This is a genomic window from Halomarinibacterium sedimenti (assembly GCF_019312585.1).
GTDB lineage: Bacteria > Bacteroidota > Bacteroidia > Flavobacteriales > Flavobacteriaceae > Halomarinibacterium > Halomarinibacterium sedimenti.
In genome coordinates this window covers 87,755-101,260 of record NZ_JAHWDP010000003.1, presented here as the reverse complement: position 1 = coordinate 101,260, position 13,506 = coordinate 87,755, and the positions used below count along the sequence as shown (strand labels likewise).

General features: G+C 35.6%; 13 protein-coding genes. 11 read left to right on the top strand and 2 right to left on the bottom strand.

Annotated features, from left to right (window positions below; genetic code table 11):
* Positions 1–162 precede the first annotated feature (162 nt).
* Both tsaE and porX read right to left on the bottom strand, forming a co-directional pair.
* Positions 163–579 (bottom strand): tRNA (adenosine(37)-N6)-threonylcarbamoyltransferase complex ATPase subunit type 1 TsaE, encoded by a 417-nt coding sequence (gene tsaE, locus KXJ69_RS07590; RefSeq protein WP_219052403.1) that lies wholly within the window; start codon positions 577–579, stop codon positions 163–165.
* Positions 580–673: 94 nt separating this feature from the next.
* A complete protein-coding gene (porX, locus tag KXJ69_RS07585) occupies positions 674–2,221 on the bottom strand; it encodes a T9SS response regulator signal transducer PorX (RefSeq protein ID WP_219052402.1) in 1,548 nt (515 codons plus the stop codon).
* Positions 2,222–2,338: 117 nt separating this feature from the next.
* Here porX and KXJ69_RS07580 point away from each other — a divergent pair, with 117 nt between their 5' ends.
* The 11 genes from KXJ69_RS07580 to KXJ69_RS07530 all read left to right on the top strand — a co-directional run bounded on the left by KXJ69_RS07580 (position 2,339) and on the right by KXJ69_RS07530 (position 13,495).
* On the top strand, positions 2,339–3,565 hold the full coding sequence (locus KXJ69_RS07580; RefSeq protein WP_219052401.1) for an HD domain-containing protein: 1,227 nt from the start codon (positions 2,339–2,341) through the stop codon (positions 3,563–3,565).
* A 37-nt stretch (positions 3,566–3,602) separates the two neighbouring features.
* On the top strand, positions 3,603–4,628 hold the full coding sequence (gene lpxD, locus KXJ69_RS07575; RefSeq protein ID WP_219052400.1) for a UDP-3-O-(3-hydroxymyristoyl)glucosamine N-acyltransferase: 1,026 nt from the start codon (positions 3,603–3,605) through the stop codon (positions 4,626–4,628).
* Positions 4,629–4,632: 4 nt separating this feature from the next.
* The gene (locus KXJ69_RS07570) at positions 4,633–6,030 is read left to right on the top strand and encodes a bifunctional UDP-3-O-[3-hydroxymyristoyl] N-acetylglucosamine deacetylase/3-hydroxyacyl-ACP dehydratase (protein WP_219052399.1); all 1,398 of its coding nucleotides are present in this window, start codon (positions 4,633–4,635) and stop codon (positions 6,028–6,030) included.
* On the top strand, positions 6,027–6,809 hold the full coding sequence (lpxA, locus tag KXJ69_RS07565) for an acyl-ACP--UDP-N-acetylglucosamine O-acyltransferase (protein WP_219052398.1): 783 nt from the start codon (positions 6,027–6,029) through the stop codon (positions 6,807–6,809). The genes KXJ69_RS07570 and lpxA overlap by 4 nt, the downstream gene beginning before the upstream one ends.
* A gap of 17 nt (positions 6,810–6,826) precedes the next feature.
* Complete coding sequence (gene efp, locus KXJ69_RS07560) at positions 6,827–7,393, top strand: elongation factor P (RefSeq protein WP_219052397.1); 567 nt, start codon at positions 6,827–6,829, stop codon at positions 7,391–7,393.
* 83 nt (positions 7,394–7,476) lie between these two features.
* Positions 7,477–8,415 (top strand): UDP-3-O-(3-hydroxymyristoyl)glucosamine N-acyltransferase, encoded by a 939-nt coding sequence (locus KXJ69_RS07555; RefSeq protein WP_219052396.1) that lies wholly within the window; start codon positions 7,477–7,479, stop codon positions 8,413–8,415.
* Positions 8,412–8,825, top strand: coding sequence for a nuclear transport factor 2 family protein (locus tag KXJ69_RS07550; RefSeq protein WP_219052395.1), 414 nt, complete (start codon positions 8,412–8,414; stop codon positions 8,823–8,825). The genes KXJ69_RS07555 and KXJ69_RS07550 overlap by 4 nt, the downstream gene beginning before the upstream one ends.
* Positions 8,826–8,890: 65 nt before the next feature.
* On the top strand, positions 8,891–9,763 hold the full coding sequence (gene sucD / locus KXJ69_RS07545) for a succinate--CoA ligase subunit alpha (protein ID WP_219052394.1): 873 nt from the start codon (positions 8,891–8,893) through the stop codon (positions 9,761–9,763).
* 105 nt (positions 9,764–9,868) lie between these two features.
* On the top strand, positions 9,869–10,615 hold the full coding sequence (gene fabG / locus KXJ69_RS07540; protein ID WP_219052393.1) for a 3-oxoacyl-[acyl-carrier-protein] reductase: 747 nt from the start codon (positions 9,869–9,871) through the stop codon (positions 10,613–10,615).
* 10 nt (positions 10,616–10,625) lie between these two features.
* On the top strand, positions 10,626–12,659 hold the full coding sequence (locus KXJ69_RS07535) for a VWA domain-containing protein (protein WP_219052392.1): 2,034 nt from the start codon (positions 10,626–10,628) through the stop codon (positions 12,657–12,659).
* Positions 12,660–12,679: 20 nt separating this feature from the next.
* Positions 12,680–13,495, top strand: coding sequence for a prohibitin family protein (locus KXJ69_RS07530; protein ID WP_219052391.1), 816 nt, complete (start codon positions 12,680–12,682; stop codon positions 13,493–13,495).
* The last annotated feature ends 11 nt before the right edge of the window (positions 13,496–13,506 follow it).

Sequence of the window (13,506 nt, the reverse complement as noted above, 5' to 3'; positions counted from 1 at the left end):
TTTTTTGTGAGGTTTATATTACAAACCTATCACGAAAAAAAACAAGTATTTCAAATAGTTTAGTGGTATTTTGTATAGTTTACCCTAATGTGAAATAAATTAATCTTACTTAATGTTAAAATAAGATTTTTTCATTACTATTTATCTTCGTACCCTCGTTGTTTAGCTCATTGGCATTATCTGTATTGTTCTACTTCCGTTTGTATTTTTGGTCAATTTTAGCGTTGTTCTGTTGAATGGTAAAAGATTTTCGTTTACTCTCTCGGGCCATTCAATTAATTTCCAGTGATCTGTTTCAAAATAATCTTCAATTCCAATATCCAATAATTCTGTTTCATCTATTATTCGATAAAAATCAAAATGATATAATTTATCTTTTGGTAAATCATACTCATTTACAATTGAAAAGGTTGGACTGCTAATTGATTCTTTTATACCTAACTTTTGTGCCAACTCTTTTACTAATGTCGTTTTGCCCACTCCCATTTCACCATATAACAATAGTGTCTTGGAAGAAATGTTTTCAAGAATCAAACTAGCAATGTCTGGTAATTCTGCAAGTGTGTATGTTCGTTTCATGATTCAAGGGCTGAAACAAATATAGAATTATTTTCGATTACGGTACATAAAATCCGATAAAAAGTATTAATATAAGTAAAATCCTACAAATAAATTACTTTGGAATTAAAGTAGAGAATGGAATAAGCATTTCTTCTAACGATACACCTCCATGTTGGTAGGTGTTTCTAAAGTAACTTACATAGTGATTATAATTATTTGGGTATGCAAAAAACAAATCCCCTTTGGCAAAAATAAAGGAGCTACTCATATTAATGGTTGGTAAGTGGACTGTTTTGGGATCTTTAATTGCCAATACATCTTTATCTTCATAGGATAGACTTCTTCCTGTTTTATACCGAAGATTTAAACTTGTATTCTTATCGCCAATTACTTTTGATGGATTCTTAACATTAATAGTCCCGTGATCTGTAGTAATTATTAGTTTGAACCCAGATTGCGCGGCTTGTTGAATTATTTCTATTAATGGAGAGTTTCGAAACCAACTTTTTGTTAATGATCTATATGATTTATCGGTAGAGGCTAATTCTTTTATTACTTCCATTTCAGTTTTCGCATGGGAAAGCATATCTACAAAATTGTAAACCACAACGGTAAGGTCTTCATTTTTATGAGATTTAAAGTTCTCTGAAAGCTTTTTGCCTTGTCGTAAGCTTGATATTTTATGGTAACTCCAATTAAGATTAAGCCCTAGTCGCTTTAATTGCGCTTTCAAAAAATCTTCTTCATATAAATTTTTTCCTCCATCGTCAGTATCATTTAGCCAAAAATTAGGATATAATTTTTCCATTTCACTAGGCATTAAACCTGAAAAGATGGCATTACGAGCATATTGAGTTGCAGTTGGTAATATGCTATAAAAAATTTCCTCATTTGTTTTTTTATAGAAACTGGAAAGCATGGGTTCAAAAGCTTTCCATTGGTCATATCTTAAATTGTCAACAACCACTAATAAGGTGGGTGTGTTTTTTATCTCGGGAATAACCTTTTCTCTAAACAAAGTGTGCGACATAACAGGTGCTTCATCATCTCCGTCAAACCATGAAGCATAGTTTTTTTCGATAAACTTGCAAAACTGGATATTAGCTTCCGTCTTTTGACTTTCTAATATTTCAATCATACTATTATCCTCAATATCTTCAAGTTCTAGCTCCCAATACACCAATTTCTGATATAACTCTGCCCACTCTTTTGGGGAATTTACCATAGACATATCCATGGAAATTTTCCTAAACTCCTGTTGATAATTAGAGGTTGTCTTTTGTGAAACAAGCCTAGAGTGATCAAGATTCTTTTTTAAGCTTAATAATATTTGATTAGGATTAACAGGCTTAATGAGGTAATCTGCAATTTTAGAACCAATAGCTTCCTCCATAATATACTCTTCCTCGCTTTTGGTAATCATAATCACAGGAATCGAGTCTTTTTGCTCCTTAATCTCAGCAAGAGTTTCAAGTCCAGTAAGTCCAGGCATGTTTTCATCCAAGAAAATAATATCAAAATCATCTTTATGAATTTCTTCAAGTGCTTCTGAACCACTTTGAGCGGTAGTTACTTTGTAATTTCTGTTTTCAAGAAATATAATGTGTGGTTTTAACAAGTCGATTTCATCATCTACCCAAAGTACTTTTATCTCGCTCATATATGTATATTTGTGAAGTTTTGTTTTTTACTGATTCTTTCAGTTATGTATATAACAACAAAATTAGCTTTGTAGTATTCCAATACTAAAGTAGCACTATTAATTTAAAGTTAAAGTTTGACTGGAACTACCAAACTGAAAATTGTAAACGACCCTGTGTACGGTTTTATAACTATACCCAGTGAGTTGGTTTTTAAACTTATTGAGCATCCTTTCTTTCAAAGGTTACGGAGGATTTCCCAAATGGGATTATCGTACTTAGTATATCCTGGTGCACACCACACACGTTTTCATCACGCATTAGGCGCTATGTTTTTAATGCAACGTGCTGTGCAAGTACTTAAGTCTAAAGGTGTTGAAATTTCCAAAGATGAAGAACAAGATCTTTATATCGCAATTTTACTTCATGATATAGGACATGGGCCTTTTTCGCATGCGATGGAAAACTCCATTGTTGAAGGAATAGGCCACGAAGAGCTTTCCCTCATGTTTATGAATGCTCTTAATAAGGAATTTGAAGGGAAACTAAGTGGCGCCATTGCTATTTTTAAAAATGAATGTCCTAGAAAATTTATGCATCAATTAGTTTCTGGACAATTGGACATGGACAGGCTTGATTATTTACGTCGTGATAGTTTTTATACCGGTGTAGCCGAAGGAAATGTAAGCTCACAGCGATTAATTGCTATGCTGGATGTGCATAATGATGCGTTGGTGGTAGAGGAGAAGGGAATTTATTCGGTTGAAAAATTTATTGTAGCTAGGCGATTTATGTATTGGCAAGTTTACTTGCATAAAACATCCTTAGTTGCAGAACAATTGTTGCTTGGCTTGTTGAAAAGAGCCAAGTACTTATCCCTAAAAGGGGAAATCTTACCTGCTAGTGAAGCATTATCCTATTTTTTAAGTAAGAAAATTACGAAAGAAGATTTTTCTTCAGAAGCACTACAAATATTTTCAAAATTAGATGATACAGATATTTTAGCAGCAATAAAAGCATGGGCAAGTCACAAAGATGTCGTGTTATCAATGATTTCTATGATGCTTTTACACAGAAATCTTTTGAAAATAAAGATTAAATATGAACCTTTTTCTGAAGAAAAAATAAATGAAAAACGAATTCAAGTTATAAATAAGCACAACCTTTCGGAAGAAGAAGCATCTTATTTTGTGTTTACCGGGGAAATATCGAACCAAGCTTACCGCATGGATAAGGAAAATATTTATCTCCTTAAAAAGAACGGAAAAGTAGTAGATGTAGCTAAAGCCAGTGACCAATTAAATATTAAGGCGCTTTCAAAAACAGTGGTAAAACATTATCTATGCTATCTGAAGATAGATTAGCATTGCTTTTTTTATATTTGCATTCATAAACGTAAAAATGAACTTTACAGCCAACCAGATAGCAGGCATTCTAGAAGGAACCGTGGAGGGAGATGGAGAGATAGAGGTATCAAGACTTGCAAAGATTGAAGAGGGAACTCAAGGGAGTCTTACTTTTTTGGCAAATCCTAAATACAAACCTTATTTATATACAACCGAAGCTTCGATTACCATTGTTGATAATGAATTCGTAGTTGAAAGTCCTATTAAAACTACTTTAATTAGGGTGGAAGATGCCTATAAGTCTTTTTCAAAATTACTGGAATATTACAACCAAGTAAAAATGAATAAGACAGGAATTGAAAAGCCTACATTTATTTCGGAAAGCGTTACTTATGGAGATAATATATATATAGGTGCGTTTTCTTATATAGGAGAAAATGTGAAAATTGGAGAAAATGTAAAGATTTATCCAAATGTATATATAGGTGATAATACAACTATAGGTGATAATGTTGTGGTTTTTGCTGGCGCAAAGATTTATTCAGAAACTATTATTGGGAATCATTCGGTTATTCACAGTGGAGTTATTATAGGAGCAGATGGTTTTGGATTTTCACCCAACGAAAAAGGAGAGTATATTAAAGTACCTCAAACAGGAAATGTGATTATTGAAGATAATGTGGATATTGGTGCTGGTACAACAATAGATAGAGCAACATTAGGCTCTACGATTCTTAGAAGAGGTGTGAAATTGGATAATCAAATTCAAATTGCACATAATGTTGAAATTGGTAAAAACACAGTAATTGCTGCACAAACGGGTATTGCAGGTTCTACTAAGATTGGAGAAAATTGTATGATAGGCGGACAAGTAGGCATTGTTGGACATTTAACCATTGGTAACAATGTTCGTATCCAAGCTCAAAGCGGTATTGGTCGAAATTTAAAAGACAATGAAGTGGTGCAAGGATCTCCGGCTCTTAATTATGGAGATTACAATAAAAGCTATGTTCATTTTAAAAATCTTCCCAAAATTGTTGAGCGTTTTAATACTTTTGAAAAAAAATTAAAAGACAATTAACCGTATGGCAAAACAGCGAACCATAAGTAAAGAAATTTCATTAACTGGTGTGGGACTCCACACAGGAAAAGAAGTGACCATTACTTTTAAACCTGCTCCCGAAGATTACGGTTATGCCTTTGTGAGAGTAGACCTTGAAGGTAGCCCTGTAATTGAGGCAGATGCAAATTATGTGGTAAATACACAACGAGGGACAAATCTTGAAAAGTTAGGTGTTAAAATTCAAACATCAGAGCACGTACTCGCTGCCTTGGTAGGTATGGAGGTTGATAACTGTATGATTGAACTGAATGCTTCAGAGCCTCCTATTATGGATGGATCTTCAAAATATTTTGTAGAGGCGATTGAAAAGGCTGGCATTGTAGAGCAAGAGTCAGAGCGTGAAGAATATGTAGTTGAAGAGGTAATTTCGTTTCTGGACGAAGAATCTGGTAGTGAAATAACAATCATTCCTGCAGAAGAATACCAAGTTACAGCCATGGTAGATTTTGGAACTAAGGTTTTAGGAACCCAAAACGCTTCTTTGAAACACCTTTCAGAGTTTAAAGATGAAATTGCAGATTCCAGAACGTTTAGTTTCCTTCATGAAATTGAAATGTTATTGGAACACGGACTTATAAAAGGAGGTGATTTAAATAATGCCATTGTTTATGTAGACAAGGAACTTTCCGAAAAAACAATGGAGAAACTACGAGCGGCATTTAAAAAGGATAAAATTTCAGTAAAACCCAATGGAATTTTGGATAATCTTACGCTCCATCATCCTAATGAAGCGGCCAGACATAAATTACTTGATGTTATTGGTGACTTAGCATTGGTGGGAACTCGAATAAGAGGAAAAGTAATTGCCAATAAGCCGGGTCATTTTGTGAATACTCAGTTTGCGAAAAAGCTTTCGAAAATTATTAAAATTGAAAAGCGTAATAAAATTCCAAAATTCGATATCACAAAAACTCCAGTAAAGGATGTCAATGCCATTATGGCCATGTTGCCACATAGACCGCCTTTTTTATTGGTAGATAAAATTCTAGAACTATCTAGTAATCATGTGGTTGGATTGAAGAATGTGACCATGAACGAACCGTTTTTTGTGGGACATTTCCCTGGAGCTCCAGTGATGCCTGGTGTTTTAATTGTAGAGGCAATGGCACAAACAGGAGGGATTTTGGCTTTAAGTACGGTTCCAGATCCAGAGAACTATCTTACATTTTTTATGAAAATAAACAATGTAAAATTTAAGCAACAAGTAAACCCTGGGGATACTTTAATATTTAATTTGGAGTTAATAACTCCTATAAGACGAGGCATTGTCCATATGCAAGGAAATGCTTATGCAAATGATAAATTAGTTACTGAGGCAGAGCTTATGGCTCAAATAGTAAAAACAAAAAACACTGAATGAATCAACCGTTAGCATATGTTCATCCTGGGGCAAAAATTGCCAAAAATGTAGTAATAGAGCCATTTACTACCATTCATAATAATGTAGTCATTGGTGAAGGAACTTGGATAGGTTCTAATGTGACCATTATGGAAGGCGCACGCATAGGAAAAAACTGTAATATCTTTCCAGGAGCCGTAATTTCAGCCATTCCACAGGATTTAAAGTTTCAAGACGAAGAAACTACAGCAGAAATTGGTGATAATACTACTATAAGAGAGTATGTAACTATAAATAGAGGAACTATAGATCGCGGTAAAACAGTGGTTGGTAATAATTGCCTCATTATGGCCTATTGCCACATTGCTCACGATTGTTTTGTGGGAAATAATTGTATTTTTTCAAACAATAGTACTTTGGCTGGACATATCACCATTGGTGATTATGTAGTATTAGCCGGGATGACAGCTGTTCATCAGTTTTGCATGATAGGGAATCACGCTTTTGTAACGGGAGGATCTTTAGTAAGAAAAGATGTTCCTCCCTATGTAAAAGCTGCTCGTGAACCTCTTTCTTATGTGGGGATAAACTCTATTGGTTTACGAAGAAGAGGATTTGATCCTAAAAAAATAAGTGAGATTCAAAATATTTATAGAATTCTCTATCAAAAAAACTATAATAATACCCAAGCGTCACAAATTATTGAAGCCGAAATGGAGGCAACTCCAGAGCGTGATGAAATCCTTCAGTTTATCAAAAACTCAAAGCGGGGTATTATGAAAGGATATTTTCAGAATTAAAAATCATTAAAAATAGTATGGCGAGTACATCAGATATTAGAAAAGGATTGTGTATTAGATACAATCATGACATTTTTAAAATAATTGAATTTCTTCACGTAAAACCAGGGAAAGGTCCTGCTTTTGTGAGAACGAAATTAAAGAGTGTGACTACAGGAAAGGTAATTGATAACACGTTTTCTGCAGGACATAAAATTGAAGATGTTCGAGTAGAAACGCATAAATTTCAATATTTATATAGCGAAGGAGCAACCTATCATTTTATGAATACGGAGGATTACACGCAAATTCAGCTACAAGAAAGTGCCCTCGATAGACCCGATTTACTAAAAGAAGGAGAGGTGGTAACAGTGATAATTAATTCTGAAGATAATATGCCATTGTCTGTAGAAATGCCTGCGCATGTGATTCTCGAAGTAACTGCTACAGAGCCTGGTGTTAAAGGGAATACCGCTACCAATGCTACAAAACCCGCCACTGTAGAAACAGGGGCACAGGTAAATGTTCCATTATTTATAAATGAAGGCGATAAAATTAGAATCGACACTGAAAAAGGACAGTACCAAGAGCGAATGAAAGAATAGATTTCCCTCAATAAAAATATAAATCCCATCGCAATCCTTTTTGCGGTGGGATTTTTTTATATTTGGTATTCAAATTTTTTTAGGTGAAATTTAAGATACCACAAACGCTCGAAGCCATTGCCAGTATAATCGATTGCGACTATAAAGGGGATGCTAATTTCCCTGTGCTGGGAATGAACGAAATTCATGTCGTCCAACCAGGAGATATTGTTTTTGTAGATCACCCTAAATATTACGATAAGGCGCTTCAATCCCTAGCGACCATTATTCTTATAAATAAAGAAGTAGAATGTCCTAAAGGAAAGGCTCTGTTAATTTCTGATGACCCTTTCCGTGATTTTAATAAACTTACTAATCATTTTCGCCCTTTCGAAATGGCACGTGCGGTGATTTCTGAAACCGCCAAGATTGGAAAAAATACGGTCATTCAACCTAATGTATTTATCGGAAATAATGTTACCATTGGCGATGATTGTTTAATTCATCCCAACGTCATTATTTACGACCATACCGTAATTGGGAATAATGTCACAATACACGCAGGAACAGTTTTAGGAGCAGATGCTTTTTACTACAAGAATAGACCCGAAAAGTTTGATAAATTAGTGAGTGGAGGAAATGTTGTCATAAAGGATGGTGTAGATTTAGGTGCCTTATGTACCATTGATAGAGGGGTTAGTGCTTCAACGGTTATTGGAGAAGGAACTAAAATTGATAATCAAGTACATGTTGGGCACGACACAGTTATTGGAAAAAGGTGTTTAATTGCCTCACAAGTGGGTATTGCGGGTTGTGTTTTAATTGAAGATTTTGTGACTATTTGGGGGCAGGTGGGTCTAACTAGTGGAATTACTATTGGAGAAAAGGCAATTATCTCAGCGCAAAGTGGGGTTAGCAAATCACTAGAAGCAAATAAATCGTATTTTGGGACTCCTGCAGATGAATTCAGAAAAAAATATAAAGAAATAGCCTCTATTAGACTTATTCCAGATATTATTGAAAAACTTGACAAACTATCATGAGTAAAACTGCTAAAGAAATTGTTCGTAATTTCTACCTTTCAGATATTCTTAAAGACAAAACTGTTTTAAAAAAGTATTTTCACCCAGAATTAGTATTAATCTGGAATAGCAGTGATGGACTTTCCATAAAAAATTACGATGATATTGTTCAATTTTTTGAAGAAATACGTCGTACTTACACCGGTTTACGAGTTGAAGTGAGTCATATGCTTCAAGACGATACTCACGTAACTATTCGATATAAGTATTATGTTCGCACGTTTGAAAACCCCGATGAAGAATTGGGTATTGCCCATTTTATTGCCATTTGGGAAGTAAAAGACGAAAAATTATACCGTGGATATCAAGTAAGTCAGCCAGTAACAGACAAGGATGACACCAATGAATCATATCATAAAGTAAAGGTGTAATTCCTTTTGTAAAAAAGGACAAAAAACTACCTTTGCACTTCAAAATTTTAAAAGATAAATACTCCATGAGTGTATTAGTAAATAAAAATTCAAAAATTATAGTTCAAGGATTTACGGGTAGCGAAGGAACTTTCCACGCAGGTCAGATGATTGAATACGGAACCAATGTAGTGGGAGGGGTAACCCCCGGAAAAGGTGGCCAAACACATTTAGACAAGCCTGTTTTTAATACAGTTGTAGAAGCAGTTGAAAAAGTAGGAGCCGATACCAGTATTATTTTTGTGCCACCAGCATTTGCCGCTGATGCTATCATGGAAGCCGCCGAAGCAGGTATAAAAGTGATTATTACCATTACAGAAGGTATTCCTGTGGCCGATATGATTAAAGCTGCTGCTTACGTAAAAGATAGAGATTGTCGTTTAATAGGCCCTAATTGCCCCGGAGTTATCACTCCTGAAGAAGCCAAAGTAGGTATTATGCCTGGTTTTGTGTTCAAGAAAGGAAGAGTGGGTATTGTTTCTAAATCGGGAACATTAACTTATGAAGCGGCAGACCAAGTAGTAAAACAAGGACTCGGAATTACAACGGCCATTGGAATTGGTGGAGACCCCATTATTGGAACCACTACCAAAGAAGCTGTAGAATTATTAATCAATGACCCTGAAACTGAGGCTGTTGTTATGATTGGTGAAATTGGAGGTCAATTAGAGGCCGATGCTGCCAATTGGTATAAAAATAGTGGAAGTAAAAAGCCTATTGTAGGATTTATAGCTGGTGAAACAGCGCCTGCGGGACGTACCATGGGGCACGCTGGTGCCATTGTTGGCGGAAGTGATGACACCGCACAAGCCAAAAAGAAAATTATGAGAGCTTGCGGAATTCATGTAGTAGATTCACCTGCAGAAATAGGAAAAAAAGTGGCTGAAGTTTTAGCGTAAGTATTATTTTATAAAATTGAAAAGCCTTGCAAATAGCAAGGCTTTTTTTATGGGAAAGCCGAAGCGTTTTCCTATATTTGAAATTCAACAGAAAACAAATTTATCATGAAATTATTGCAAGGTAAAACAGCTATTATTACAGGGGGTAGCCGTGGAATTGGAAAAGGAATTGTTGAAGTATTTGCACAACACGGTGCCAATGTAGCATTTACATATAATTCTTCTGCAGAAGCTGCTGAGGCTTTAGCAGATGAGGTTTCCAAACAAGGAGTGAAAGCTAAGGCCTATAAAAGTGATGCCTCTAATTATGAAGAGTCTCAAAAATTAGCTGAGCAAGTGTTAGAAGACTTTGGGTCTATTGATATTCTTATAAACAACGCTGGAATTACCAAGGATAACCTTTTAATGCGTATTTCTGAAGAAGATTTTGATAAAGTCATTGAAGTGAATCTTAAATCGGTGTTTAATATGACCAAAGCGGTGCAACGCGCCATGTTAAAACAACGCTCTGGTTCCATTATTAATATGAGCTCTGTTGTTGGGGTGAAAGGAAATGCGGGTCAAACCAATTATGCTGCCTCAAAAGCAGGGATTTTAGGGTTTACCAAATCGGTTGCTTTAGAATTAGGGTCTCGAAATATTCGTTGCAATGCTATTGCGCCTGGTTTTATCGAAACCGAAATGACTGGCAAGTTAGATGAAGCGACCGTACAAGGATGGCGAGATGCCATACCATTAAAAAGAGGGGGAACCCCCGAAGATATTGCCAATGCCTGTGTGTACTTGGCTAGTGACTTGTCTGCCTATGTTACTGGACAAACGTTGAACGTAGATGGAGGAATGCTTACCTAGAATTTAAAATTTGACCGCACAAACTGTACTTTATATTGTCATTGCTGGCGTTACTTCTTTTGCATTAGCGGTTTTCATGTATGGCTATAAAACCAAGTACAACCGCTCATTAAGTTGGCTTTTTGGGATTTTACGTTTTATAACACTCTTTTCATTATTGCTACTTTTAATCAATCCGAAATTTAAAAGTGAAACGTACTCTGTTGAAAAACCTAAACTCCCTGTTTTAGTGGATGTTTCGTCTTCTATTTCCTCGTTGAATCAAGACGAAAATGTGAGAGATTTGGTAGCAAAGATTCAGAATGATGCGTCATTGCAGGATAAGTTTGATGTTAGTTATTTTGGCTTCGGAAATGATTTTGGCATATTAGATTCGGTTTCCTTTTTAGATAAACAAACCAATATTAATAAGGCGTTTAAAACTACAAACGAACTATTTAAAAACGAAATAGCTCCTACCATAGTCATCAGTGACGGAAACCAAACCTTTGGAAGCGATTACGAATTCTCTAGTTTGACTTTTTCAAACTCAATTTACCCGATTATTGTGGGGGATTCCACCCAATATATCGATTTAAAAATAGAACAGTTGAATACCAATCGGTATTCCTTTTTAAAGAATGAATTTCCGGTAGAAGCCATTTTAGTGTATAACGGGAAGGATGCCGTGACATCTAGATTTGTCATTAGGCAGGGTGGGAGTGTAGTTCATTCGCAAAATGTAAGTTTTACACAAAACAACAACTCACAAACTATTTCAGTATCATTGCCTTCCACAAGAGTAGGGTTACAACGCTATACCGCAACGATTGAGCCGCTTCAAGAAGAAAAAAATAAATCGAACAACAGCAAAGTCTTTGCTGTTGAAGTAATTGACCAAGCAACTAAAGTGCTTATTTTGAGTCAATTGAAACACCCCGATTTAGGTGCTTTAAAAAAGGCCATTGAAAGCAACGAACAACGTAAAGTTACTTTTATGGAACCCGAAAAGGCTTCAGCAGTGTTAAATGATTATCAGTTGGTGGTTCTCTTTCAACCCGATAGAAGTTTCAGAGCTGTTTTTTCAGAAATAGATAAATTAAAAAAGAATACCATTGCCATAACAGGGTTACAAACCGATTGGAATTTTCTGAATTCGGTTCAAAATAACTTCAGAAAGGAAGCCGCGAATGCTTCAGAAGATGTTTCAGGAGTACTTAATTTAAATTACGGGAGCTATGCGGTAGAAGACTTTGGTTTTTCAGAGTATCCACCTTTGCAGACATTGTTTGGGGAATTGGAAATTAAAGTGCCTCATGAGGTGCTTTTGCAACAACAAATAAGTGGTTTTTCAACCGGAAGCCCTTTGTTTGCCTCTATGGAAGTGAATGGTGTTCGGACTGCTATTTGGGATGGGGAAGGTATATGGAAATGGCGTGCTAATGCGTACTTAAATGCTGAAAGCTTTCAGGATTTTGATGAATTTGTGGGTAAAATGGTTCAGTATTTGGCTTCCAATAAAATCAGAACGAGACTGGAGGTTAACCACGAAACATTTTATTATAATAATAATCCCGTGGTTGTTTCGGCACAATATTTTGATAAGAGTTTTGTGTTCGACAATCGGGCGCAACTAGAAATAACGGTAGTTCATTCTGAAACCAAAAAAAGGGATGTTTTTCCGCTCTTGCTAAAGAATAATTATTTTGAAGTGGATTTAAACTCATTACCGCAAGGAGATTATAGTTTTACTGTTTCTGTAAAGGATGAAGCGGTTTCGAGAAGTGGAAACTTTACCATTTTGGATTTTAATGTGGAGCAACAATTTTTGAATGCTAATGTAACAAAGCTACAACGTGTTGCGACCCATACGGGTGGAGCAAGCTATTTTTCAAATAACATGGATGCTTTAATAGATTCTCTTCTAAAAAATGAAGACTATACAGCGGTTGAAAGAAGCCAACAAAAAGTTGTACCTTTAATAGATTGGAAATACTTGCTCGGACTCATTGCTATTGTTCTTTCCGCCGAGTGGATTATAAGAAAATATAACGGACTAATTTAAATTATAAAAAATAAAATATTATGGAAAAACTACCCAAATTAGGAATTTTTAGTATCGTCATTATTATTGTTTTGGTGATTGTGCTAGCTAAGTCTGCTGTTACTGTTGGCTCTGGAGAAGCAGGTGTTTTGTACAAAACCTTTGGTGGAGGTGTTGTAACCGATGAACCGCCTTTAGGGGAAGGATTTCATGTGGTAGCGCCTTGGAATAAAGTAATTATTTATGAGGTGCGCCAGCAGGAAGTATTTGAACAATTGAAAGTGCTTTCGTCTAATGGGCTTGAAATTCAGATTGATGCATCAGCCTGGTATTTGCCTGTTTATAATGATTTAGGAAACTTACATCAATCCCTTGGAGAAAATTACTTACAAAGAGTTATTCAACCAGCAATTAGAAGTGCGGCTCGTAGTGTTGTGGGGCGTTACACCCCAGAGCAGCTATATAGTAGTAAACGTGATGTAATTCAGGAAGAAATTTTTGAAGAAACCAAAAAGATTTTAGACAATCAATATGTACAACTCAATGAAGTGTTAGTGCGTGATGTTACATTGCCTAACACTATTAAAGACGCTATTGAGCGTAAATTAAAGCAAGAGCAAGAATCCTTGGAATATGAATTTAGATTGGTGACGGCTGCCAAAGAGGCGGAAAAAGTAATTATCGAAGCCCAAGGAAAAGCTGATGCTAACCGTATTTTAAGTGCTTCCCTTACCGATAAGATTCTTCAGGATAAAGGGATTGACGCCACGTTAAAGTTGGCGGAATCTCCTAATTCTAAAGTTGTGATTGTTGGTGGTGGTGATAGTGGTTTACCCATTATTTTAGGGAATAACTAATTTTTTTTGAA

Bases quoted from the DNA above. Each gene is read 5' to 3' on its own strand.
- efp (WP_219052397.1), top strand. From the start codon at position 6,827: ATGGCGAGTACATCAGATATTAGAAAAGGATTGTGTATTAGATACAAT.
- sucD (WP_219052394.1), top strand. From the start codon at position 8,891: ATGAGTGTATTAGTAAATAAAAATTCAAAAATTATAGTTCAAGGATTT.
- KXJ69_RS07570 (WP_219052399.1), top strand. From the start codon at position 4,633: ATGGCAAAACAGCGAACCATAAGTAAAGAAATTTCATTAACTGGTGTG.
- porX (WP_219052402.1), bottom strand. From the start codon at position 2,221: ATGAGCGAGATAAAAGTACTTTGGGTAGATGATGAAATCGACTTGTTA.
- tsaE (WP_219052403.1), bottom strand. From the start codon at position 579: ATGAAACGAACATACACACTTGCAGAATTACCAGACATTGCTAGTTTG.
- lpxA (WP_219052398.1), top strand. From the start codon at position 6,027: ATGAATCAACCGTTAGCATATGTTCATCCTGGGGCAAAAATTGCCAAA.
- lpxD (WP_219052400.1), top strand. From the start codon at position 3,603: ATGAACTTTACAGCCAACCAGATAGCAGGCATTCTAGAAGGAACCGTG.
- KXJ69_RS07530 (WP_219052391.1), top strand. From the start codon at position 12,680: ATGGAAAAACTACCCAAATTAGGAATTTTTAGTATCGTCATTATTATT.
- fabG (WP_219052393.1), top strand. From the start codon at position 9,869: ATGAAATTATTGCAAGGTAAAACAGCTATTATTACAGGGGGTAGCCGT.
- KXJ69_RS07550 (WP_219052395.1), top strand. From the start codon at position 8,412: ATGAGTAAAACTGCTAAAGAAATTGTTCGTAATTTCTACCTTTCAGAT.